The sequence below is a fragment of the Streptosporangium oxazolinicum genome (assembly GCF_039537505.1).
GTDB lineage: Bacteria > Actinomycetota > Actinomycetes > Streptosporangiales > Streptosporangiaceae > Streptosporangium > Streptosporangium oxazolinicum.
In genome coordinates this window covers 277,225-301,092 of the sequence record NZ_BAABAQ010000006.1, presented here as the reverse complement: position 1 = coordinate 301,092, position 23,868 = coordinate 277,225, and the positions used below count along the sequence as shown (strand labels likewise).

The 23,868-nt window shown below is 71.2% G+C and carries 21 protein-coding genes and 2 riboswitches; of the genes, 13 read left to right on the top strand and 8 right to left on the bottom strand.

Annotated features, from left to right (window positions below):
* The first annotated feature begins 12 nt into the window (after positions 1–12).
* From ABD817_RS18870 to ABD817_RS18860, 3 genes are all read left to right on the top strand, one after another.
* A complete protein-coding gene (locus ABD817_RS18870) occupies positions 13–543 on the top strand; it encodes a PadR family transcriptional regulator (RefSeq protein WP_344919284.1) in 531 nt (176 codons plus the stop codon).
* Positions 544–655: 112 nt separating this feature from the next.
* Positions 656–1,624 carry an ATP-binding cassette domain-containing protein gene (locus tag ABD817_RS18865; RefSeq protein ID WP_344919283.1) on the top strand — a complete coding sequence of 323 codons (969 nt, stop codon included), beginning with the start codon at positions 656–658 and terminating at the stop codon, positions 1,622–1,624.
* Positions 1,625–1,641: 17 nt separating this feature from the next.
* The gene (locus ABD817_RS18860) at positions 1,642–2,391 is read left to right on the top strand and encodes an ABC transporter permease (RefSeq protein ID WP_344919282.1); all 750 of its coding nucleotides are present in this window, start codon (positions 1,642–1,644) and stop codon (positions 2,389–2,391) included.
* A 185-nt stretch (positions 2,392–2,576) separates the two neighbouring features.
* Here the strand turns inward: ABD817_RS18860 and ABD817_RS18855 are convergent, their stop codons facing one another.
* From ABD817_RS18855 to ABD817_RS18845, 3 genes are all read right to left on the bottom strand, one after another.
* A complete protein-coding gene (locus tag ABD817_RS18855; protein WP_344919281.1) occupies positions 2,577–3,401 on the bottom strand; it encodes a MurR/RpiR family transcriptional regulator in 825 nt (274 codons plus the stop codon).
* A 311-nt stretch (positions 3,402–3,712) separates the two neighbouring features.
* On the bottom strand, positions 3,713–5,368 hold the full coding sequence (gene hutU, locus ABD817_RS18850; RefSeq protein WP_344919280.1) for a urocanate hydratase: 1,656 nt from the start codon (positions 5,366–5,368) through the stop codon (positions 3,713–3,715).
* Positions 5,369–5,705: 337 nt separating this feature from the next.
* On the bottom strand, positions 5,706–7,433 hold the full coding sequence (locus tag ABD817_RS18845; RefSeq protein WP_344919279.1) for an ABC transporter ATP-binding protein: 1,728 nt from the start codon (positions 7,431–7,433) through the stop codon (positions 5,706–5,708).
* 500 nt (positions 7,434–7,933) lie between these two features.
* Here ABD817_RS18845 and ABD817_RS18840 point away from each other — a divergent pair, with 500 nt between their 5' ends.
* From ABD817_RS18840 to ABD817_RS18830, 3 genes are all read left to right on the top strand, one after another.
* Positions 7,934–9,316, top strand: a complete 1,383-nt coding sequence (locus tag ABD817_RS18840) for a DUF4331 domain-containing protein (RefSeq protein ID WP_344919278.1) — start codon at positions 7,934–7,936, stop codon at positions 9,314–9,316.
* A 76-nt stretch (positions 9,317–9,392) separates the two neighbouring features.
* Positions 9,393–10,688, top strand: coding sequence for a tetratricopeptide repeat protein (locus ABD817_RS18835; RefSeq protein ID WP_344919277.1), 1,296 nt, complete (start codon positions 9,393–9,395; stop codon positions 10,686–10,688).
* A gap of 107 nt (positions 10,689–10,795) precedes the next feature.
* A complete protein-coding gene (locus ABD817_RS18830) occupies positions 10,796–12,613 on the top strand; it encodes a nickel/cobalt transporter (RefSeq protein WP_344919276.1) in 1,818 nt (605 codons plus the stop codon).
* Positions 12,614–12,734: 121 nt separating this feature from the next.
* Here the strand turns inward: ABD817_RS18830 and ABD817_RS18825 are convergent, their stop codons facing one another.
* The 5 genes from ABD817_RS18825 to ABD817_RS18805 all read right to left on the bottom strand — a co-directional run bounded on the left by ABD817_RS18825 (position 12,735) and on the right by ABD817_RS18805 (position 16,103).
* Entirely contained in the window at positions 12,735–12,923 is a 189-nt protein-coding gene (locus ABD817_RS18825) for a hypothetical protein (RefSeq protein ID WP_344919275.1), read from the bottom strand.
* 260 nt (positions 12,924–13,183) lie between these two features.
* Complete coding sequence (locus ABD817_RS18820; RefSeq protein ID WP_344919274.1) at positions 13,184–13,870, bottom strand: nucleotidyl transferase AbiEii/AbiGii toxin family protein; 687 nt, start codon at positions 13,868–13,870, stop codon at positions 13,184–13,186.
* Positions 13,867–14,307, bottom strand: coding sequence for a hypothetical protein (locus ABD817_RS18815; protein WP_344919273.1), 441 nt, complete (start codon positions 14,305–14,307; stop codon positions 13,867–13,869). Before ABD817_RS18815 ends, ABD817_RS18820 begins: the two co-directional genes overlap by 4 nt.
* Before the next feature lie 49 nt (positions 14,308–14,356).
* Positions 14,357–15,109, bottom strand: coding sequence for a hypothetical protein (locus ABD817_RS18810; RefSeq protein WP_344919272.1), 753 nt, complete (start codon positions 15,107–15,109; stop codon positions 14,357–14,359).
* A 274-nt stretch (positions 15,110–15,383) separates the two neighbouring features.
* Positions 15,384–16,103: a FadR/GntR family transcriptional regulator gene (locus ABD817_RS18805; RefSeq protein ID WP_344919271.1), complete on the bottom strand. Its 720-nt coding sequence runs from the start codon at positions 16,101–16,103 to the stop codon at positions 15,384–15,386.
* A gap of 88 nt (positions 16,104–16,191) precedes the next feature.
* Between ABD817_RS18805 and ABD817_RS18800 the strand changes: the two genes are divergently transcribed.
* The 7 genes from ABD817_RS18800 to ABD817_RS18770 all read left to right on the top strand — a co-directional run bounded on the left by ABD817_RS18800 (position 16,192) and on the right by ABD817_RS18770 (position 23,756).
* On the top strand, positions 16,192–17,535 hold the full coding sequence (locus ABD817_RS18800) for a glutamine synthetase family protein (RefSeq protein WP_344919270.1): 1,344 nt from the start codon (positions 16,192–16,194) through the stop codon (positions 17,533–17,535).
* 2 nt (positions 17,536–17,537) lie between these two features.
* A complete protein-coding gene (locus tag ABD817_RS18795; RefSeq protein WP_344919269.1) occupies positions 17,538–18,884 on the top strand; it encodes an aldehyde dehydrogenase family protein in 1,347 nt (448 codons plus the stop codon).
* Positions 18,885–18,889: 5 nt separating this feature from the next.
* Positions 18,890–19,654 carry a 3-oxoacyl-ACP reductase gene (locus ABD817_RS18790; protein ID WP_344919268.1) on the top strand — a complete coding sequence of 255 codons (765 nt, stop codon included), beginning with the start codon at positions 18,890–18,892 and terminating at the stop codon, positions 19,652–19,654.
* Positions 19,655–19,832: 178 nt separating this feature from the next.
* Positions 19,833–20,528, top strand: a complete 696-nt coding sequence (locus tag ABD817_RS18785; protein ID WP_344919267.1) for a gamma-glutamyl-gamma-aminobutyrate hydrolase family protein — start codon at positions 19,833–19,835, stop codon at positions 20,526–20,528.
* A 73-nt stretch (positions 20,529–20,601) separates the two neighbouring features.
* Positions 20,602–20,701, top strand: a riboswitch (glycine riboswitch).
* Positions 20,702–20,796: riboswitch (glycine riboswitch) on the top strand.
* A 33-nt stretch (positions 20,797–20,829) separates the two neighbouring features.
* Positions 20,830–21,921 (top strand): glycine cleavage system aminomethyltransferase GcvT, encoded by a 1,092-nt coding sequence (gene gcvT / locus ABD817_RS18780; RefSeq protein ID WP_344919266.1) that lies wholly within the window; start codon positions 20,830–20,832, stop codon positions 21,919–21,921.
* Positions 21,918–22,307 carry a glycine cleavage system protein GcvH gene (gene gcvH / locus ABD817_RS18775; RefSeq protein ID WP_344919265.1) on the top strand — a complete coding sequence of 130 codons (390 nt, stop codon included), beginning with the start codon at positions 21,918–21,920 and terminating at the stop codon, positions 22,305–22,307. Before gcvT ends, gcvH begins: the two co-directional genes overlap by 4 nt.
* Positions 22,308–22,379: 72 nt before the next feature.
* Entirely contained in the window at positions 22,380–23,756 is a 1,377-nt protein-coding gene (locus ABD817_RS18770; RefSeq protein ID WP_344919264.1) for an L-serine ammonia-lyase, read from the top strand.
* Positions 23,757–23,868 lie beyond the last annotated feature (112 nt).

Sequence of the window (23,868 nt, the reverse complement as noted above, 5' to 3'; positions counted from 1 at the left end):
ACAAATTTGCATATGTCTTCCACCCGGACCCTGCTGCTCGGCGTGCTGCTCGACGGCCCGCTGCACGGCTACGAGGTACGGCGCCGCCTTGAGCTGTGGGGCGCCGACAGCTGGGCCAACGTGGCCTACGGCTCCATCTACCACGGCCTGGCCAAGATGGCCGAGGAGGGACTGCTGGAGATCATCGAGCAGGGCAGGGGCGGGAAGACGGTCTACGGCATCACCGAGGCCGGACGGGCCGACTTCCAGCAGCAGCTGATGAACAGCTGGTGGTTCGTGAGGCCGATCGTCGACCCCTTCCAGGTCGCCCTGACCTTCATGGACCGCCTGCCGCCTGCCGACCTGGTCAACGCCATGGAGGCGAGGGCCGAGCAGCTGCGGGCGTCCATCTCGATGATGGGGCGGGCGCTGGGCGGCAAGCAGGGCTACGGAGCCCCCCGGCACATCGACGAGTGCCTCCGGCTCAACATCCGCCAGTTCCAGGCGCAGCTCGACTGGATCGAGGCGTCCGTCGCCGACGTCAGGGCCGGGAAACTGCCCTGAGACCCCGCCCCGCCCGGCCCCCGGGGCCGAGGACGATCGCCGGCCCGGAAATCCGGTTGAGCCTCCACCGCGGTTCCCCGAAACTCTTCCCCTCCCCCCACGACGGAGAGTCATGATCATCGAAGCGCACGACCTGCGCAAGACCTTCACCACCAGGCGCGGCAAAGACGGCCCCCGGGAGGTCGAGGCCGTCAAAGGCGTCGACCTGTCCGTCGCCGAGGGCGAGATCTTCGCCTTCCTCGGCCCCAACGGCGCGGGAAAGACCACCACGATCCGGATGCTCGCCACCCTCGTGACCCCCACCTCCGGCACCGCACGGGTGGCGGGCCACGACGTGGTCACCGAGGCGGCCAGGGTACGAGAGAAGATCGGCTACGTCGGCCAGGGGGGCGGGGTGGACGAGAACTCCCCCGGCCGCGAGGGCCTGGTCCTCGCCGCCAGGATCGGCGGCATGTCCCGCGCGCGGGCGAAGGCGCGAAGCGACGAACTCCTGGCCGCCTTCGACCTGGCCGAGCTGGCCGACCGTCCCGTACGGACGCTCTCCGGCGGCCAGAAACGCAGGTTCGCCCTCGCCGTCGGCCTGGTCAACCACCCGCCGCTGTTCTTCCTCGACGAGCCCACCACCGGTCTCGACCCGCAGAACCGCGCCAACCTGTGGGATGAGGTGCGATCCCTGCGCGATCGGGGCACCAGCGTGCTGCTGACCACCCACTACCTGGAGGAGGCCGACGCGCTCTGCGACCGGCTGGTCATCATCGACCACGGCCGCGTCGTCGCGGAGGGCACCCCCGCCGAGCTCAAGAAGGAGGTCGCGGGCGACGTCGTCACACTCCGCCTCGACCGGGCCTCCGAGGCGCGGGCGCTCCTCGACGCCGAGCCGTACGTCAGGGAGGTCCGCGAGGAGGAAAGGGAGGAAGACGTCCTGCGCGCCTACCTCGACGACGGGGAGCACAACCTGCCCGCCCTGCTTCGCGTCCTGGAGACCGGGGGGCTGCCGATCCGGTCGATCTCCCTGGACCGGGCCACGCTCGACGACGTTTTCCTGCGCCACACCGGCCGTTCCCTGCGCGACGCGAACTAGGACGACAAGGACCCCCCGTGCTCCGACACACGATGTTGTTCCTGGGCTACGAGCTCAGGAGCACCCTGCGCAACCCCATCTGGCCGCTGTTCGGCCTGATGCAGCCCGTTCTGTACCTGCTCCTCTTCGCACCGCTGGTGGCCAACACCAGCGCGGGCGGCACCATGGGCGACACGCTGCGGATGTTCACGCCCGGCGTGATGATGATGGTCGCCCTGTTCGGCTCGCTCTTCGTGGGCTTCGGCATGATCAACGAGATCCGCAACGGCTACCTGGAGCGCCTCGCGGTCAGCGCCGTCTGGCGGCCCGCGATCGTGCTGGGCCGCACCCTGCGCGACATGATCGTGCTGGTCGTCCAGGCCCTGCTGGTGATCGCGCTGGCCACGCTGATGGGCATGCGGGCCAGTCTGCCGGGGCTCGCGGTCATGCTGGTGCTGATGGCCGCCACCGGGCTGCTCGCCTCCGGCCTGTCGTACGGCATGGCGCTGGCGCTGCGCGACGAGAACGGCATGTCGCAGATCATGCAGTTCTTCGCGATGCCGCTGATCCTGCTCACCGGCATCATGCTGCCCATGTCGCTGGCCCCCGACTGGATGCGGGCGGTCGCGCAGTTCAACCCGCTCTACCACGCGGTCGAGGCGGGCCGGGCGCTGTTCGACGGCGACTTCTCCGACGGCTCGATCCCGCTGGCCTTCGGCCTCATCCTGGTCCTGTCCGCGATCAGCCTGCGCTGGTCGGTCAGCTCGATGAAACGACTCGCGGGTTAGGGCCTGTTTTGTGGGTCTTCGCCGTGGCGAGGATCGTCCAGGTGGATGCCCCGCAAGGCGGAGGAGGAGTTCATAACGGAGTTATGGGCGACGACGACAACGCCGCGGGGCGCCGCCTGGGCAACCGCGGTAGGCGAAAAGATCCACAAAACAGGCCCTAAGGTGACGCGGCGTCTGCCGCGCCGTCAGTCGAGCTGCTCGGTGAAAACCCCGGCCTGGTCGATCATCCGCTCGTACTCGTCCAGCCGGGCCTGGGTGCGCAGCGGCGCCGCGTCGGCCATCGCCTCCACCAGCACCATGGCCAGGGCGAGCGGTCCCGCGTGCGAGTCGAAGACCAGCCGCTCGCCGACGGGGGCGGGCAGGATCACGTCGGCCTCGAAGGGCACGTCCCGCCGATCGGTGATCACCGCCGTACGCAGGCCGAGGTCGCGGGCGCCGCGCAGAGCCTGCACGGCCTCGGCCGGGTAGCGGGGCAGGACCACCGCGACCAGCCAGCCCGCTCCCGCCCGGCGCGCGGCGTACAGGCCGTCGGCCAGCTCGGAGCCGCCGTGGGTCAGCAGGCGGACGTCGGGGTGGATCCGGCGCGCGAAGTAGGCGAACGTGGTGGCCAGCCCGCTCGACACCCGCAGGCCCAGCACCGGCAGGGGCTCGCATCCCGCCAGGTTGGCGCCCAGCTCCGTGAGGTCGGAGGGGTCGCTCAGCGCGTCGCGCACGCTCCGCAGGTTGTCGATCTCCACGTCGATCGCGGTCTGCAGGTCGTTGGCCCGCGACGGCCTCCTGCCGCCCACGACCAGGGGCCGCAGCGCCTGCCTGAGCTCGGGGTATCCCGCGAAGCCGAGCACCATCGCGAACCGCGTCACCGACGGCTGGCTCACCCCGGCCCGGTCGGCCAGCTCCACGCTGGACAGGAAGACGGCCTCGGACAGGTGGTCACCCAGATAGCGCGCGATCCGCCGTTGCACGGGCGACAGCCGCCGCCCCTCCAGAAGCCGGTCGAGTCCGTCACCCACGCCCCCTCCAACCGCTCGAACACCCACGAGCATTCCCCTCCCGTCCGCCCCGCCCCGCTGTCGTTCATACACCCGGGCGGGAGGGAGTGAGCGGCACCGGAAGGATTCGCGCCCGGAATCGGGACGCGGCACGCGAACCGGCGCCGCTACGCCCCAGCCGGTAACCGTGTGTCCCCCGGTCCGTGGACTCGCACGGGCTGTGCGGCGGATGACGTGGTCCGGCCGCCGTGACCCGCGCCCGGTCAGGGCTCGCATGGGCGTCGGGACGCGGCACGCGAACCAGACGGGCGCCGGGCAGGGCGCGCCTCCCGTCAGGACTCACGCATCGGGACGCGGACACCCCGCTCCCCGGCCACGGTGACGGCCTCGTCGTATCCGGCGTCGACGTGGCGGATGACGCCCATGCCGGGGTCGTTGGTGAGGACCCGGTTGAGCTTCTCCCCGGCGAGTTTCGTGCCGTCGGCGACGGTGACCTGCCCGGCGTGGATGGAACGGCCGATGCCGACGCCGCCGCCGTGGTGGATGGAGACCCACGCGGCGCCGGAGGCGACGTTGAGCATGGCGTTCAGCAGCGGCCAGTCGGCAATCGCGTCGGAGCCGTCGGCCATGCCCTCGGTCTCCCGGTACGGGCTCGCGACGCTGCCGCAGTCGAGGTGGTCGCGGCCGATCACCAGCGGGGCCTCGATCTCCCCCGAGGCCACCATGTCGTTGAACCGCTCCCCGGCCAGGTGGCGCTCACCGTAACCGAGCCAGCAGATGCGGGCGGGCAGGCCCTGGAAGTGGACCTTCTCCCCGGCCAGCCGGATCCACCGGGCGAGCGGTTCGTTGTCGGGGAACAGCTCCAGGATCGCGCGGTCGGTCTTGGCGATGTCGGAGGCGGAGCCGGACAGCGCGGCCCAGCGGAACGGGCCCTTGCCCTCGCAGAACAGCGGCCGGATGTAGGCGGGCACGAAGCCGGGGAAGTCGAACGCGCGGGTGTAGCCCGCGAGCCGCGCCTCGCCCCGGATCGAGTTGCCGTAGTCGAAGACCTCGGCCCCGGCGTCCTGGAAACCGACCATGGCCTCCACGTGGGCGGCCATGGACTCGCGGGCCCTGCGGGTGAAGCCCGCCGGGTCCTTCTCGCGCTCGTCGGCCATGTCCTCGAAGGCCACGCCGACCGGCAGGTACATCAGCGGGTCGTGGGCGGACGTCTGGTCGGTGACGACGTCGATCTCGGCGCCCCTGCGGAGCAGCTCGGGCACGACCTCGGCCGCGTTGCCCTCGACCCCGATGCTCAGCGGCCTGCGCTGGTCGCGGGCCTCGTACGCCAGACGCAGCGCCTCGTCGAGGTCGGCGGCGCGGACGTCCAGGTAGCGGTGCTCGATCCGCCGGTCGATCGACCTGGGGTCACAGTCGACGCAGATCACCACGCCGCCGTTCATGGTCACCGCCAGCGGCTGGGCGCCGCCCATGCCACCGAGCCCGGCGGTCAGCGTGATCGTCCCGGCGAGGCTCCCGCCGAACCTCTTGGCGGCCACGGCCCCGAAGGTCTCGTAGGTACCCTGCAGGATGCCCTGGGTGCCGATGTAGATCCAGGAACCGGCCGTCATCTGCCCGTACATGGTCAGCCCGGCGGCCTCCAGGCGCCGGAACTCCTCCCAGTCGGCCCAGTCGGGCACCAGGTTGGAGTTGGCGATGAGCACCCGGGGCGCCCACTCGTGGGTGCGGAACACCCCGACGGGGCGCCCCGACTGCACCAGCAGCGTCTCGTCGCCCTCCAGGGTGGTCAGGGTACGGGTGATCGCGTCGAAGGAGCGCCAGTCGCGGGCGGCCTTGCCCGAGCCGCCGTAGACGACGAGCTGTTCCGGATGCTCGGCGACCTCGGGATCGAGATTGTTCTGGATCATGCGGAGCGCCGCCTCCTGCGGCCACCCCTTGGCGGTGAGCGTGGTGCCGCGCGGCGCGCGCACAATCCGGCTGCCGGACATGCCCGACCTCCCCCTCAGGAATGAATGAACGTATTCATATTTGGTCACCCGGAGGCTACAGGTCAACCCGGAAAAGGGGGTGCCCCGGGCAGCACGCCCGTGGCACCCCCGGTGGTAGCCGTAACGATCGCCACGCCCCGATCCTCGTCCCGCACGGACGGGACCGGGTGATCGAATGCGGCGCGCGCGCCCGATGGGCGCTCCGATGCGAAGGAGAGGCTTCGCACAGGCGGGGATTCCCGGTTCGCCGGACGGCGAATCAGCCCCTCGACCCGATGCCCGAATTATTCCTTTATGGACGATATGAATTTACCCAACCGAGCCGGTGACCGCAGGTCTAGGTGGGCAGCAGGAACTGGGTGGCGGCCAGCTCACGGTAGAGGGGGTCGCCGGCGAGCAGCTCGTCGTGGGTTCCCACGGCCCGCACCCGGCCCGCCTCCATCACCACGATCCGGTCGGCCCCGGCCACGGTGGAGAGGCGGTGGGCGATCACCAGCACGGTCGTCTCCGCCGCCACCTCCGCGATCACCTCGCGGAGCCGCAGCTCGTTGACCGCGTCGAGCTGGGAGGTGGCCTCGTCGAGCAGCAGGAGCCTGGGACTGCGCAGCAGGGCGCGGGCGATGGCGACCCGCTGGCGCTCGCCGCCGGAGAGCATGATCCCCCGATGGCCGACCCGGGTCTCCAGCCCCTCGGGGAGCCGGGAGACCAGGTCCTCCAGGCGGGTGCGGGCGAGCACCCGCCAGATGTCGGCCTCGTCCACACCCGGCGCGGCGAAGACGAGGTTCTCCCTGAGCGTGCCGTCCAGCACCGGCGCGTCCTGCTCGACGTAGCCGAGGCAGGCGCGCAACTCGGCGAGCGGCCAGTCCGCGATGTCGCGGCCGTCGATCGTGATCGTCCCCGCCTGCTGCTCGTAGAACCGCTCCAGCAGGGCGAAGACCGTGGACTTGCCCGCCCCCGAAGGCCCCACCAGGGCGGTCAGCCCGCCCGCGGGCACCTCGAAGGAGACGTCGTCGTGGACGACCGGCCTGTCGTCGCCGTAGCGGAAGGCGATGCCCTCGAAGACCACCCCGGCCGGGGCCGTGCCGACCTCGTACACCGCGCCGTCCGCCTCCTCGGCGGGCAGTTCCTCGATCTCGCGGATCCGCTTCACCGCGGCCAGGCCGTTCTGCACCTGGGTGAAGCCCTGGACCAGCTGGCCGATGGGGGCGACCAGGTAGAACAGGTACAGCAGGAAGGCGATCAGCGAGGAGACCTCCAGCGCGCCCGAGGAGACCCGCGCGCCGCCCACGCCGAGCACGGCCACGAAGGCCAGCTGCGCGGAGACCCACGCCGAGACACCGGCGATCGAGGCCAGCCAGGCGACGGCGACCCCCCGGTCGCGCGCCTCGCGGGCCGCCTCGCTCACCGAGGCGATCTCCCGCTCCTCGGCACCGCTGGCCTTGACCGTACGGAACGCCTGGAGCACCCGGTCGAGGACCGCGCCCATCTCGCCGACCGCGACCTGCGCCTGCATCGAGGCGCGCCGGATGCGGGGCATGATCAGGCTGACGAACCCGCCGACCACGACCAGCACTCCCAGCGTGATGAGCAGCAGCAGCCCGTCGATGAGCGCCATCATCACCACGGCGCCCACGAGCATGAACAGCGAGCTGACCGTCTCGACCACGCCGCTGGTGAACACCGCCCGCAGCAGCGTGGTGTCGGAGGTCACCCGGGACATCAGGTCACCCGGCTTGAGCCGGTCGACCTCGGACACCCGCAGCCGCAGCATCCGGTCGACCAGGCCGCGGCGGGCGGAGAAGACGATGCCCTCGCCCATCCGTTCCAGCACGTAGTTGCCCAGCGCGCCGATGGCCGCGCCCAGGAGCACGGCGGCGGTCAGGCCGAGCACCGGGCCGAGCAGGGAACGCTGCTCGCCGAAGGCGTCGATGACCGTCTTGGCCAGGAGCGGCATCGCCAGCCCGGCCAGCGAGCCGAGGAGGCTGAGCGCCCCGCCCAGCAGCAGGACCCCTCGATGGGGCCGTATGTACGCGACCAGCAACCGCCAGGACGCGGTCTCGGGCACCGGGTCCCCCGGCTCCGCGTCTCCCGGTCCCGTCCTCTCTGATCCCGCGTCTCCCTGCCCCGTGTCGTCCGTCAATGTGACCCCCGGCAACGTGTTCCCTTCCCAATCGACGCGATCGGCCTCCGGCTGCCTTTTCTGTCTACCGCGCATGAGCCCACCCCGAGCGTCTCGCCCTGTTTTGTAGCGAAAGTCGATGGCGTCAACATAAGTTGACGCCATCGACACTGTCAATACAGGTTGACGCCAAGGCGACGTCCTCTTCGGATCGGCCGGGGTCTGTACGGGAGCCAGGAGTCCGACGACGAGATCAGTACCAAAAAGGCGTTACCGCCCATTTCCCCTGATGAATCGATAAATGAGGCAGCGAAAACTCATCTCCCCCAGGACCAATCCGGGGCGGCCACGGCGGCGAATGGGCGCCGAGGAATCCGGCCGGATCCTTCCTCCCCCGTACCCACGGCCGGTCACACCGTGACCGGCGGCCGAAAGGACCAACTGACATGGAGCTCCGGATCAACCGGCGCGCCCTGATCGGCATGGGCGTCATAGGGGCGTTGACCGTTTCCTCGTTCACCCTGCTCAGGGCCGAGACCGGCACCGCCTCCTCGCACCGCGAGGCGCCGATGATCGCGGGTGACCCCCGCAACGACAACACGGACGTGTACGCGTTCGTCAGTCCCGACAAGCCCGGCACCGTCACGCTGCTGGCCAACTTCATCCCGTTCGAGGAGCCGAACGGCGGCCCGAACTTCTACCAGTTCGACACCAACTCCCGCTACAACATCAAGATCGACAGCAATGGCGACGCCAAGCCCGACGTCGTCTACCAGTGGACGTTCCGCAACGAGGACCGGCGCGGCAACGGCACCTTCCTGTACAACAACGGCCCCATCACCTCGCTGAACGACGAGAACCTGCTGTTCAGGCAGCGGTACAAGCTCACCAGGAGCACCGCGCACGGCACCAGGACCCTGGTCGCGAACGGAGTGGTGGCGCCGAGCAACACCGGTCCCGCCTCCATTCCCGACTATGGCGCGCTGCGCGCCCAGGCCGTCAAGAAGCTCCCCGGCGGGGGCAACGTCTTCGCCGGGCAGTCGGACGAGGCGTTCTTCGCCGACCTGCGGGTCTTCGACCTGCTGTACGGCGGCGACCTGTCCGAGGTCGGCCAGGACACGCTCAAGGGCTACAACGTGCACAGCCTCGCCCTCCAGCTGCCCAAGGACGAGATCGCGCTGCGCGGCGACCCGAAGCGCAACCCCGTCGTCGGCGTCTGGTCCACCGTCGACAAGTGGAGCCCGAAGGGCTACGTCCAGGTCTCCCGCCTGGGCCAGCCGCTGGTCAACGAGGTCGTGGTCCCAGCCGGGCTGAAGGACGCCTTCAACGCCCTGCCGCCGGACCAGGACGCCGGGGTTCCCGCCGTCGTCAAGCGCGTCACCGAACCCGAGGTGCCCAAGCTCCTGGAGGCCATCTACGGTCTCAAGGCGCCGAAGACGCCCCGCAACGACCTGGTCGAGATCTTCCTCACCGGCATCGCCAAGGAGAACGGCCCGATCAAGGCCGACCTCAACTCGCAGAGCCTCAACAAGGACGCCGGGAAGCTGCGCCCGTCGGAGATGCTGCGGCTGAACATGGCGATCCCGCCCGCCGCGACCCCGAACAGGCTCGGCGTGCTCGCCGGAGACCTCCAGGGCTTCCCGAACGGCCGCCGCCTCGGTGACGACGTGATCGACATCGCTCTCCAGGCGATGGCGGGCGCCGCGCAGACCGGCAAGCTCGTCGACGCGCTGGCCGCGGGCGACAAGGTCGACGCCAACGACAAGTCGTTCGGCACGGTGTTCCCGTACATCCCGCTGCCGGGCAACACGTCGGTGAACGCGAGCTGACGCGGGCGCGCGGGGCCGGGTTCCGCCCGGCCCCGCGCGACCGCGCGCTCCCGTGCCGACCGGAGGGATGCCGACCATGAAGACTTCCGCGAAAGCCCGTACCGCCGCGGCCGTGCTGGGCCTGGCCGCGGCGCTGACCCTCGGGGCGGCGCTGATCCCCGGCGACCGGCCCGCGCCAGCCACCGCCGCCCCGGCCCGGGTGGAGCTCGCCGGGACACCCGCCTCCGCCGTCTCCCTCGACGGCGCGATCGGGGCGCTGACCGACCGGCTCCGGCGGCTGCCCGCCGACCACCTGGCCTGGGCGCGCCTTGGCGCGGCCTACGTCCAGCAGGCGCGCGTCACCGCCGACCCGTCCTCCTACCCGCGCGCAGAGGAGGCGCTGGCCAGGGCCTCCGCGCTGAGCCCCGGCGACCCGGAGGTGCTCAGCGGCCTGGCCGCGCTCGCCGCCGGGCGCCACGAGTTCGCCGAGGCCGTACGGCTGGCCCGCTCCTCGGTCGCCGCCAACCCCTACGGCCTGGACGCCCATGCGGTGCTGGCCGACGCCTACACCCAGCTCGGCCGGTACGGGGAGGCCGGGCGGGCCGTCGACAGGATGATGGAGCTCCGTCCCGGTGTCGCGGCCTTCACTCGGGCCTCCTACGACGCCGAACTCAGGGGCGATCGGGCGACGGCCCGCCGGATGCTGGAACACGCGCTCTCCGACGCCTTCTCCCCCGCCGACGTCGCCTACTGCCGCCACTACCTGGGCGAGCTGGCCCTGCACTCCGGTGACCTGCGCGGCGCCGCCGAACAGTACCGGCTCGCGCTGGAGGCCGACCCCGGCTTCGTCCCCGCCCTCGCCGGGAGCGCCAGGGCCGCCGCGCTCGACGGGCGCACGGCCGAGGCGATCGACCGCTACGCCACCGTGGTCGCGCGGCTGCCCCTGGCCCAGTACGTGATCGAGTACGCCGAGGTGCTGGCCGCCGCGGGCAGGGACCCCTCCGAACAGTGGGCCCTGCTGCGGGCACAGCGGGATCTGATGCGGGCGGCCGGGGTGCGGGACGATCTGACCTGGGCCGAGTACGAGGCGGACCACGGCTCTCCGGCACTGGCCGTCACACACGCGCGGGCCGAGTACGCCCGCAACCCGAACGTGGTCGCCGCCGACGCCCTGGCCTGGGCCCTGCACCGCGACGGCCGCAGCCGCGAGGCCCTGCCGTACGCGAGGAGAGCCACCGACACCGGCTGGCGCAACGCCCTCCTGCTGCACCACCGCGCGGAGATCGAACGTGCCCTGGGCCTGACCGGAGAGGCGAGGCGCTCCGCCGCCCGCGCCCGCGCGGCCAACCCCTCCTTCTCTCCCGGCCTGCCCGCCCTCGCGAGGTTGTCATGAAGCTCACAGAGGTCCAGAAACCAACGACACCGCGCGAACCCGCGAAGGCGTCGAGGCCGATGAAGTCACCGAGGTCTCTGTCGAGGTCTCCGAAACCGTCGAGGCCGGTGAAGCCAACGAGGCCGTCGAGGCTCGCGCGGGTGCCGCGCGCGGTGCTCGGCGCGGCCCTCCCGGTCGTGGCGGTCGCGGTGTGCGCGCTCATCCTCCTCGCGCCCCCGTCCGCCGCCACCACGACCGGCACGACCATCGCGACCACGGCCGCGATTGGCACGGCGACCGCCACTGGCACGGCCACCACGACTACGACCGGCGCGCGGGTCGCGCACCCGCTGGGCAACTTCACCGTCAACCACTACAACGGCCTGCGGATCGGCAAGGACCTGGTGGAGAACCTGGCGGTGGTGGACAGCGCCGAGTTGCCCACCCTCCAGGCTCGCCTCTCGGTGGACGCCGACCGCTCGGGCACGATCTCGGACGCCGAACGGTCGGCGTACGGCACCGCCCGCTGCGCCGAGCTCGCCTCCGCGCAGCGCCTGGCGGTGAACGGGACCGCGACACCCTGGCGCGTCGCCGAGAGCGCCTTCGGCTACGAACCCGGCCAGGGCGGCCTGGAGACCACCCGCCTGACCTGCCGTCTCTCCGCCGTCGCCGCCCCTCTTCGGGGGACCGGGACGATCTCGTTCGGCGACGAATACCTCGCCGACCGGATCGGCTGGCGGGAGATCACGGCCGTGGCGGCGGGAGGGGTACGACTGGCGCGCTCGTCCGTGCCCGGCACGAGCGCCAGCCGGGAACTGCGGGCCTACCCGGACGGCCTGCTGTCCAGCCCGCTCGACCAGCGCACCGCCGAGCTGGGTGTGGCCCCGGGGACCGGATCGGTGGCGGTCACGCTCCCGTTCGTCCCCGACGGGCCGATCGCCGACGCGCTGGCCGCGCTGGACCGTACGTTCATCGGCCTGATCGGCACCGACTCGCCCACCCTGCCGCTGGGGCTGCTCGCCGTCCTGCTGGCCACGGTCCTGGGCGCGGGGCACGCCCTCATCCCCGGTCACGGCAAGACCGTCATGGCCGCCTACCTCGCGGGCAGGAGGGGCCGTCCCCGTGACGCGCTGGTCGTCGGCGCCACCGTGACCGCCACCCACACCTTGGGCGTCATCGTGGTCGGCCTCCTGCTGAGCGCCTTCTCCGCGCTCACCGGAGAGGGGGTCCTCGCCTGGCTCGGCCTCGCCAGCGGCCTGCTGATCTCCGCCGTGGGCGTTCACCTGCTGCTGTCCGCCTGGCGCGCCTACCGCACGGGCGAGGCCCCGTCCCACGGGCACGGCCACGGCCACTTCGGCCATGGCCACGGACATGAGCACTTCGGTCACGGTCACGGCCACGGACATGAGCACTTCGGTCACGGTCACGGCCACGGGCACGGGCACGGGCACGGGCACGACCGGCTCACCGAGGAGGGGCGTGCCGTGGCGCTGCTGGAGCGGGAGGAAACCGTTCCCGGCGAGGAGGCCGTATGGTCACAAAACAACCGAACCACTCCCACCGAAGAAACCGCTCCCACCGGCGGCGAGAAGAGCGAGAAGGCGGCGCCCTGGAAGGGCGGGCTCGTGGGCATGGGGGTGGCCGGGGGGCTCGTACCCAGCCCCTCGGCGCTCGTCGTCCTGCTCGGGGCGATCGCGCTCGGCCGCACCTGGTTCGGGATCGCGCTGGTCCTGGCCTACGGCGTGGGGATGGCGGGCACGCTCACCGCCACCGGACTGCTCCTGGTCAAACTCACCGGGCGGCTCGACCGCCTGGCCACGGCGGGCGGCGGCCTCGCGGCCCGCGTCTCAGCCCGCGTCTCGGCCTTCGCCCCGGTCGGCACCGCCGCCCTCGTCGTCCTGCTCGGCCTGGGACTGGCCCTGCGAGGACTCACGGGCTCCCTCTGAGTGCCCCTCTGAGCCCCTCCAGGTGACCCCGCCGGGCCACCGTCGGTGTCCCGCCGATCCGGAGTCGACTCCTGGGGAGCCCTTCGGCGGGACACCGGCATTCGGTGCGGCGGGGTGGGAGTCAGCGGCGGCGGGCGCCGTACTCCTTGCGCATCTCCGCGACGGTCTCCAGGATCTCGTCCTGGGTCTTCAGAAGCTTCGCTTCGGCCTCCTCGGTCCTGGCCTCGGCCACCTTCCGGCGGTTGCCCGTCCGGTCGGCCAGCTTCAGCTTGGCCCTGGCCTTCATTTCGCGCAGGTTGAGCTTCTCCATGAGACCCATGATCAGCACCCTTCAGCAGAGAGGACCTCCGACTGCCCGGCGCACGGCCGAATATGCGTCCCACGAGCTTTCCCGTCCCTCTCGGGTCCCCGGCCTCACCATCGGCCCGATCCCCGAGGCCTTCCGGATCCGGAAACCAGAGCAGCGGAGAAAGCCCGGCTGAGCTTGGCGGCCGCGACCAACGTGGGCACATGTGAGGCGTCGCCGTACGTCACCTTCCGGCATAGCCGGCGCCCCTGTTCCAGGCTTCCTCAGTCGGGGTCGGGAACGTCGTCGTAGTCGACGTCGCCCTCCTCGGCGCGGCGGAGACCGATGTCCTCCACCCAGGCGCAGGCGAACCGGCGGATCTCCATGATCTGCTCGCCGTCCACGCCGTAGGCCTCGAAGTCCTCGTCGGCGATCAGGTCGACGAACTCCAGCCGCATCACCAGCTCGGCGAGCTCGAACTCCTCGTTGTGCAGGCGGGCGAGGTGTTCGAGATCCCGGAATCCGTACAGGTGGGAGACCGAGGCGATGTCGATGACGTCGCGGGCGAGGCTGCGCTCGTGCAGAGCGCGCATCTTCAGGCCGACCGCGTCGTCCAGGGAGACGACGGAGACATCGCCGACGATCACGGGCTGCCGCTGGAACGCCTCCCTGAGCAGGTCGAACTCACAGCTCTGCTCGGTCACCGGGTCGCTGACCACGAGGCGGCCCATCCGGGGCGTCACCTCCGTCAGGGTGACCTCCAGCCCGGCCTCCCTGAACGCCTCGGCCATTCCCTCAGCGACCTCGGGCAGCGGCGTCTCCGCGGCGGTGGCGAAGTCGAGGTCGTTGCTCGGGCGTTCGGTGAAACCGTGGGCGTTCATCGCGTAACCGCCCGCCAGGACGAGCCCGAACCGGGTGCAGGCGGGCAGCGCGGCCTCCAGCATCCGCTGCTGGAAGGGCGGCAGGATCACCGCTCCCACCCGGGGGTCACGGCGTCCGTCCCCCGCCTCGGTGCCGCCTCGGTGTCACAGCCCACTCCGGCCCCCGCCTCGGTGCTCCAGCCCATCCCGGCCCCCATCCCGGTGTCAGGTCCCCACCCCAGAGCGGCGATCTTGGTTTCCCAGGCCCTCCGGTAGCTCGGCCCGATGCCCCGGCGCAGGGTCGGCCAGTCGGCCACGAGGAGCTCGGCGTTCAGATACGACTCGGCGTCGGACCGGCCGCCGCCGGTGATGACCGTACGGTAGAGGCTCATCCGCAGCAACGGGTTCACCAGGTCGAACTCGGTGAGCCCGGACCAGCCGAGGTGCACGGGCAGGGCGACCTTCCCCGTCGCCGGGCCGCGCAGGTCGGCCAGCGATTCGGGGACGCGCTGCTCCACGCCGTCCCATCGGGACGGAAGCGTACTCACGTCCCCCAGTATGCCCGTCATTCGCCCGAGGTCCACCGGGCGCGCGGGCTCAGCGGCGGGAACGGCGACGGGTGGAGGGGAGGTCGTGGCGGCCGGAGAGGAACTCCTGGAAGGCGATCTTGCCGCGGATCACCGGGCGTCGCCAGCGCTCCTCGCGGCCCTCGGCCCTGGCCATCTTGCGAGGCTGCGGGCTCCGGGAGTCCGGCGCGAAGAACCAGTGGGCCCAGGGCGATCCGGGTCGGGCCAGCCGTACCGCGCCGGGCACCAGGAGGATCGGGACGAAAAGCCCGGCGAGCCCCGTCCAGATCTTGCCCTTGAGCAACGTGATCACGGCGAGCACGAGGTTGGCCACGATGAAGCCGACCGTGAGCCACGTGGCCCGGGGTTCGCTGTCGTAGTCCTCCCAGCCGAGGGGGCGCAGGCCGATCAGGAGCAGGGCGGTGATCGCGACGGCGATGAACACCGCGTCGACCGAGGCGCGGCCCTCCTCCTCCCAGTAGACGTCGTGCAGGTGCAGGATCAACGCGAACTCGTCCAGGATCAGAGCGGCACCGGCACCGAAGACGGCCGCCGTCACCGCGTACCAGCCCTCGGAGACCCCCGAGACGATCAGGCCGGACACCCCGCCGAGCAGGGTCAGCACCACGCCGAACACCACGTGGTGGATGTGCATCTCCCCGACGTTGACGTCGCCGAACCAGCCGATCTTGGCGCGGATGAGCCGGACGTTGATCCTGGTGAGCAGGAAGACGACGATGAGCGCGACGAAGAAACAGAACAGCGGCAGCCGTCCTGTGTCCATGATCCGTTCTCGGAACAAATCCCCCACCGTTCCTCAGGCTATGCGAGGGAGGCCCTCCGGCAGGCGCGGGAACCACGGCGGCACGGCGGTTTTCCAGACGCCCGGCCCCGAGGCACCCGGTTCTCAGGCGCCCGGCCCCCAGGTGCCCCGTTCCCCGGTGGATCGGCCCCGGACCCTCGTGTTCCCGGGTGCCCGGCCTCCCACGTACCCGTCCAGGACACACCTCGCGCCGAGCGGAAACCCACGCCCCGTCCCGTACGGGGCGCGCCTCGCGTCAGGCGAGGAACCCTCTCAGCAGCGCCGCCGTCCCCTCCAGGTGCTCGGCCACGGCGCGGCGCGCGGCCTCCGGGTCACCGGCCAGGATGGCCGTCACGATCGCCTGGTGCTGGACCGCGGCGTGCTCGATGTTGCGCTGGAGCACCGGGATGGCGTTGAGCAGGTCGGCGACCCGGAGCCTGGCGTCGGCGCAGACCCCGGCGAGCAGGGCGGAGCCGGTCAGCTCGGCGATGGCGAGGTGGAAGGCCGTGTCGAGGCGGCGGTAGTCGCCGGGGCCGGCCGAGTTGACCTCGCGCAGCCTCTCCCGCAGGATCTCGCGCCGCTCCGGGGTCAGCGGGGTGGCGGCGAGCACCTGGGCCGCGCCGCACTCGACCGCCATCCTGAAGGTGAGGGCGTCGGAGAGGTCGTCGGTGCCCATCTCGACCACGGCCCGGCGCAGGTCGTCCCGGTGCGGGTCCGGCGGGGCGTAGGTGAGGAAGGCGCCGCCGTACCGGCCTCGGCGCACCTCCAGGTAGCCCGCCTCCTGCAGCTCGCGGATGGCCTCGCGCAGGGTGACCCTGCTGATGCCGAGCTGGGCGGCGAGCTCCCGCTCGGGCGGCAGCTTCTCGGACACCAGTCCCAGCTTGATGACCTGGAGCAGGCGTTCCACCGTCTCCTCGAACGCGTTGCCCGCGCGCACCGGCCGCAGCACGGCCGTCAACCGCGACACCTCGTCCAATTATCTCCTCCGGCCCTTGACAAGGCTCCCCCCGCTACACGTCAATGGTCTGACACTAGCCCAATAAGACCCCCGACGAGGAGGGCATGTGGACGTCCCCGAGCTTCATGACGAGGTGCGGGCAGGGCGGATCGACACCGTACTGCTCGCGGTCGTCGACATGCAGGGCCGCCTCCAGGGAAAGCGTCTGTCGGCACGCTACTTCCTGGAGGAGGTGGTGCGGCACGCCTCCGAGGGCTGCAACTACCTGCTCGCGGTCGACGTCGACATGAACACGGTCGACGGTTACGCCATGTCGTCGTGGGAGCGCGGATACGGCGACTTTGTCATGAAACCTGATATGTCCACCCTGCGCCGCGTGCCGTGGCAGGAGGGTACCGCCCTGGTGATGGCCGACCTGGTGTGGGAGGACGGCTCCGACGTGACCGCCTCGCCGCGCCAGATCCTGCGACGGCAACTCGCCCGGCTGGACGAGCGGGGCTGGGGGGCCTTCGTCGGGACCGAGCTGGAGTTCGTCGTCTTCAACGACACCTACGAGGACGCCTGGCGCCGCGGCTACCGCGACCTGACGCCTTCCAACCTCTACAACGTCGACTACTCCCTCCTCGGCACCGCCAGGGTCGAACCCCTGCTGCGCAGGATCAGGCTCGGCATGGAGGGCGCGGGCATGTACGTCGAGTCGGCCAAGGGCGAGTGCAACCTCGGCCAGCACGAGATCGCCTTCCGCTTCGGCGAGGCCCTGTCCAGCTGCGACAACCACTCGATCTACAAGAACGGCGCCAAGGAGATCGCCTCCCAGGAGGGCATGGCGATCACCTTCATGGCCAAGCCGAACCAGCGCGAGGGCAACTCCTGCCACATCCACATCTCGCTCAGGGACGCGGACGGGGAGCCGGTCATGGCCGGTTCCGGACCACACGGCCTGTCGGCGACGGGAGAGCACTTCATCGCCGGGCAGATCGCGCTGACGCGCGAGCTCACCCTGCTGTACGCGCCGAACATCAACTCCTACAAGCGGTACGTGCCGGGCAGTTTCGCCCCCACCGCGGTCAAGTGGGGTGTGGACAACAGGACGTGCGCGCTGCGCCTGGTCGGCCACGGCCCCTCGCTGCGGATCGAGAACCGGGTGCCCGGCGGCGACGTCAACCCCTACCTGGCGGTCTCGGCGCTGATCGCGGCGGGCCTGCACGGCGTCGAGAACGAGCTGCCGCTTGAGGACGCCTTCACGGGGAACGCCTACTCGTCGGGCGCGGAGACCGTGCCGAGTACGCTGCGGGGCGCGCTGGAGCTCTGGGAGGGCTCCGCGTTCGCGACGGCCGCCTTCGGCGAGGACGTCGTGGCGCACTACGCGAACAACGCCCGGGTCGAGCTGGCCGCCTTCGACGCGGCGGTGACCGACTGGGAGCTGTTCCGAGGATTCGAACGGATGTGAAGGTGAAGATCATAAATCCGGCGACGGAAGAGGCCGTCGCCGAGGTCGAGATGGCGGACGCCGCCGAGACCGACAGGGCGGTGGAGCGCGCCAGACGCGCCTTCGCGACCTGGCGGAACGTCGGCCCGGGAGACCGGGCCCGGCTGCTGCGTCGTTTCGCCGCGCTGGTGCGCGAGCACGCCGAGGAGCTCGCCCTGCTGGAGGTCGCCAACTCCGGGCACACGATCGGCAACGCCCGCTGGGAGGCGGGCAACGTCGCCGACGTGCTCGACTTCTACGCGGGGGCGCCCGAGCGCAACCACGGCCTGCAGATCCCGGTGCCGGGCGGGCTGGACGTCACCTTCAGGGAGCCGCTGGGCGTCGTCGGCGTGATCGTGCCGTGGAACTTCCCGATGGTCATCATGACCTGGGGGGTGGCCCCGGCACTGGCCGCGGGCAACACCGTGATCGTCAAGCCCGCCGAGTGGACCCCGCTCACCGCCCTGCGGGTGGCCGAGCTCGCCCTGGCCGCCGGTCTGCCCGAGGGGGTGCTGCAGGTCCTGCCCGGGGCCGGGGAGGTGGCGGGCGCCCGGCTGGTCGGGCACCCCGGCGTGGCGAAGATCGTGTTCACCGGTTCGACCGAGGTGGGCAAGGAGATCGCCGCCACGTGCGCCGGGCAGGTCAAGCGGCTCACCCTGGAGCTGGGCGGCAAGAGCGCCAACGTGGTCTTCGCCGACGCCGACCTGGAGCGGGCCGCGGCGACCGCGCCGTACGCGGTGTTCGACAACGCGGGCCAGGACTGCTGCGCGCGGTCCCGGATCCTGGTCGAGCGCTCGGTCCACGACGAGTTCCTGGCCCGGTTCGGGCAGGCGGTGCTGGACGTCAAGGTCGGCGACCCCCGCGACGAGGCCACCGAGATGGGCCCGCTGATCAGCGCCGAGCACCGGGAGCGGGTGGCCTCCTTCGTCACCGAGCCGCCCCACCTGCGGGGCACGTGCCCGTCGGGGCCGGGGTTCTGGTTCCCGCCGACGGTCCTGACGCCCGGGTCGGCCGACGACCGGGCGTTCACCGAGGAGATCTTCGGGCCCGTGGTGTCGGTGGTGCCGTTCGACGACGAGGCGGACGCCGTGCGGATCGCCAACGACACCCCGTACGGCCTGAGCGGGTCCATCTGGACCCGCGACGTCGGCCGGGCGCTGCGGGTGGCGAGGGCGGTCGAGGCGGGCAACCTCAGCGTCAACTCGCATTCGAGTGTCCGCTACTGGACCCCGTTCGGCGGTTTCAAGCAGTCGGGCCTCGGCCGCGAGCTGGGTCCCGACGCCCTGTCGGCCTTCACCGAGATCAAGAACGTCTTCATTTCCGAGGAGTAGAGGCGATGCTTCGTTTGCAGGACCGGGTCGCGGTCATCACCGGCGCGGGAAGCGGGATCGGCCTGGCCACCGCGCGCCGGTTCGCCGAGGAGGGCGCCCGCGTCGTGTGCGTGGACCTGGACGAGGCGACCGGTTCCAAGGCCGCCGACGAGGTCGGCGGGCTGTTCGTACGGGCCGACGTGACCGATGAGGACGACGTCACGCGGGTCTTCCAGACCGCGTTCGACACCTACGGCAGCGTGGACATCGCGTTCAACAACGCGGGCATCTCGCCACCGGACGACGACTCGATCCTGGAGACCGGCATCGACGCCTGGCGCCGGGTCCAGGAGGTGAACCTCACCTCGGTCTACCTGTGCTGCAAGCACGCCATCCCGTACATGCGGCGGCAGGGCAAGGGGTCGATCATCAACACCGCGTCGTTCGTGGCCGTGATGGGGTCGGCGACCAGCCAGATCTCCTACACCGCCTCCAAGGGCGGGGTGCTGGCCATGTCCCGTGAGCTGGGCGTGCAGTTCGCCCGCGAGGGCATCCGGGTGAACGCCCTGTGCCCGGGGCCGGTGAACACGCCGCTGCTGCGGGAGCTGTTCGCCAAGGACCCCGAGCGGGCGCAGCGCCGCCTGGTGCACATCCCGGTGGGCCGCTTCGCCGAGGCGTCCGAGATCGCCGCCGCGGTGGCGTTCCTCGCCTCGGACGACGCCAGCTTCATCACCGGCTCCGAGTTCCTGGTGGACGGCGGCATCTCCGGCGCGTACGTCACCCCGCTGTAGACCCCACCGTCGCCCCCCGGAGACCCCTGTAGACCCCCGGAGACCCCGTCGCGGCCCCTCGCGGCTTTCTTCGCGCGTGTCGCCCCGGCGTGTCCCGCCCCGGTCGGTACCGTGCGAGGAGGAGGTATGGGCTCCCCTCGTGGCGCCCGGTTCCCGCACAGGAGCAAGACAGGAGATCATGTCCCGTCCCGTCATCGGCATCACCTGCTATGTCGAGCCCGCGCGGTTCACCGTCTGGGAGACGACCACCGCGCTGCTGCCGTACGACTACGTCGACCACGTGGCCCGCGCGGGCGGGCAGCCGGTGATCCTGCCCCCGGCGGGCGACCCCTCGGCGCTGACGGGGCGCCTGGACGGGCTGATCCTGGCCGGTGGCGGGGACGTCGGCCCGGAGCGGTACGGGCAGGAGCCGCACGAGCGGACCGGCTACGTCCGGCCGTTCCGCGACGACGCCGAGCTGGGGCTGGTCGGGGCGGCGCTGGAGCGGGGCCTGCCCTTCCTGGGGATCTGCAGGGGCATGCAGGTCCTGAACGTCTCGCTGGGCGGCACCCTCCACCAGCACCTGCCCGACGTGGTCGGCCATCCGGGGCACGCCCCGGCCCCCGGCCACTACGGCAGGATGCCGGTGTGGCTCGCCCCCGGCAGCCGGACCTCGAAGATCTTCGGAACCGAGACCGTGGACGTGGCCCACTACCACCACCAGGCCCTCGACCGGCTCGCCGGGGGCCTCACCGTGACCGCCCACGCCGAGGACGGCACGATCGAGGCCGTGGAGCTGGACGACCACCCGTTCGCCCTCGCCGTCCAGTGGCACCCCGAGACCGACGGCGAGTCCGCTCTGTTCGAGGCACTGGTCCGGCACGCCACCCCCTGACCGGCGCGGATCGGTGCCGCGAGGGGATTTCGCTCGGCCGGTGCGGGCGGTTAGGCTGGCCGGTGACACCGATGAATCCCGTGCGGGAGAGCGTCCTGATCACCCAGGCCAGGACCCCTGAAGGAGCAAGCCCTCCCCGCGAACCTCTCAAGGCAAAGGACCGTGCGGGTAGGTGCCCTCTGGAAAGCAGGTCCCACGGCCTCGCCGAAGGTGAAAGTCCGGCAAAACCCGGATGAAACTCTCAGGCACCCACGACAGAGGGGGAGGATGCTCTCATCTGTCCCTTGTCTGAGGTGCGCACATGTCCCGACCTACGCCGCTGCGCGGCGTGCACGAGTCCCTCGGCGCGACGCTGACCGACTTCGCGGGCTGGCTGATGCCGCTCCGCTACGGCAGCGAGTCGGCCGAGCACAACGCGGTCCGCCAGGCGGCCGGCCTGTTCGACCTCTCCCACATGGGGGAGATCTTCGTGACCGGGCCGCAGGCCGCCGAAGCCCTCGACTACGCGCTGGTCGGCCACCTCTCCGCGCTGGAGCCCGGCCGCGCCCGCTACACGATGATCGTCGATCCGGAGGGCGGCGTGCTGGACGACCTGATCGTCTACCGGCTCGCCCCCGCCGAGTTCATGGTCGTCGCCAACGCCTCCAACTACCCCCGGGTGGCCGCCGAGCTGACCGATCGCGCCAAGGGCTTCGACGCCGCGGTGGACGACCGCTCCGAGCGGTACGCGCTGGTCGCGGTCCAGGGCCCGCGCTCCGCGGAGATCCTGGGCTCGCTCACCGACGCCGACCTCGACGGGCTCAAGTACTACGCGGGCCTGCCCGCCGTCGTCGCGGGCCGCGAGGCCCTCGTCGCCCGTACGGGGTACACCGGCGAGGACGGCTTCGAGCTGTTCGTCGCGGCCGAGGACGCGGAGCCGGTCTGGGCCGCCCTCACCGAGGCGGGCGCGCCGCACGGCCTGATCCCCGCGGGCCTGTCCGCCCGCGACACCCTCAGGCTGGAGGCCGGGATGCCGCTGTACGGCAACGAGCTGTCGTCCGGCCTCACCCCGTTCGACGCCGGGCTGGGCCGTGTGGTGAGGTTTGACAAGCCGGGCGACTTCGTCGGCAGGGCCGCCCTCGAACCCCTCAGGGAGGTCTCGCCGTCCCGCCGCCTGGTCGGCCTGATCGCGTCCGGCCGCAGGGTGCCCCGGCACGGGTATCCGGTGGTGGTCGCCGGTGACGGCGCGGTCGTCGGTGAGGTCACCAGCGGGGCGCCCTCCCAGTCACTGGGCAGACCCATCGCCATGGCCTACGTGGACAACGGCCAATCGTCAGGACTGGCCGTCGACATCAGGGGCAGCCACGAGCCGGTCGAGATCGTCGCACTGCCCTTCTACAGGAGGAAAAAATGAGCAGCATTCCCGAGGAACTGCACTACACCAAGGAACACGAGTGGATCTCTGGCATCGATGACGGCCTGACCCTCACCGTCGGCATCACCGCCTACGCCGCCGGCGCGCTGGGCGACGTGGTCTACGTGCAGGTCCCCGAGGCCGGCTCGACGGTCACCTCCGGTGACGCCGTCGGCGAGGTCGAGTCGACCAAGTCGGTGAGCGACATCTTCGCCCCGGTCAGCGGCGAGATCGTTGATGTCAACCAGGCCGTCGTGGACGACCCCTCGCTGGTCAACAGCGACCCCTACGGCGAGGGCTGGCTGTTCCGCGTACGTCTTGAGGGCTCCGCCGACGACCTGCTGTCGCCGGAGGAGTACGCCGCGCTCACCTCGGGTGAGTCCTAAGCCTCTCCCCCCTCGCGTCACGGCCACGCGCGTCCTCGGGCGCGCGTGGCCGTCCACGCTGGAAGGATTCAGATGACGATCAGCGTCTTCGATCTCTTCAAGATCGGAATTGGCCCGTCCAGCTCGCACACCGGCGGCCCGATGGCCGCCGCCCACAAGTTCGCCCGCGGCCTCCACCAGGACGGGCTCCTGGAGAAGACGGCCCGGGTGAGCGCCGTCCTGTACGGCTCGCTGGGCCTGACCGGCAAGGGCCACGGCAGCGACAAGGCCGTGCTGCTCGGCCTGTCCGGTGAGAAGCCCGAGCTGGTCGACGTCGACGCGGTCGACGAACGGCTCGCCGCCATGCGCGAGTCCGGCACCATCTCCCTGTACGGCTCCCGCGAGATCCCCTTCGTCATCGGCGAGGACCTCGTCTTCGAACGCAAGGTCTCGCTCCCCGGCCACCCCAACGGCATGCGCTTCACCGCCCTGTCCGAGTCCGGCGAGACGATCCGCGAGAAGGTCTACTACTCGGTGGGCGGCGGCTTCGTCGTCGACGAGAACGCCACCGGCGCCGACCGGATCAAACCCGACGACACCGTCCTGCCGTACCCCTTCACCACGGCCGCGGAGCTGCTCGCCCAGTGCGCGGAGACCGGGCTGTCGATCTCCGGGCTGATGCTGGAGAACGAGCAGGCCTTCGGCCGTACCGAGGCCGAGATCCGCGACCGGCTGCTCGTCCTGTGGCAGGTCATGAGCGAGTGCGTACAGCGCGGCATCGGCAAGGAGGGCGTGCTGCCCGGCGGCCTGAAGGTCCGCCGCCGCGCCCACCAGCTCCACCGGCAGCTGCGGAGCGAGTCGCAGGAGAAGGACACGCTGCAGACGATGGACTGGGTCTCGCTGTTCGCCCTCGCGGTCAACGAGGAGAACGCCGCCGGGGGCCGCATCGTCACCGCGCCCACCAACGGCGCCGCGGGCATCATCCCGGCCGTGCTCACCTACTACGACCGCTTCACCGAGGACCCCGACGACGAGGGCGTGATCCGCTTCCTGCTGACCGCGGGGGCGATCGGCGTGCTGTTCAAGGAGAACGCCTCCATCTCCGGCGCCGAGGTCGGCTGCCAGGGCGAGGTCGGCTCGGCCTGCTCGATGGCCGCCGCCGGGCTCACCGAGGTGATGGGCGGGACCCCCGAACAGGTCGAGAACGCCGCCGAGATCGGCATCGAGCACAACCTGGGGCTGACCTGCGACCCGATCGGCGGCCTGGTGCAGATCCCGTGCATCGAGCGCAACGCGGTCGCCTCGATCAAGGCCATCGCCGCCGCCAGGATCGCGATGCGCGGCGACGGCCGCCATTTCGTCTCGCTGGACAAGGCCATCAAGACCATGCGTGACACCGGCCGCGACATGCTCGACAAGTACAAGGAGACCAGCCGGGGAGGGCTCGCGGTGAACGTCATCGAGTGCTGAACGGGAGCGGTTCCCCGGCTTCAGGGGTGTCTTGAACGGAGACGGTTCCCGGGGTCCGTTGAACGGGAACGCTTTCCGGCTTCCGGGGGGCTTTTGAACGGGAGCGGTCCCC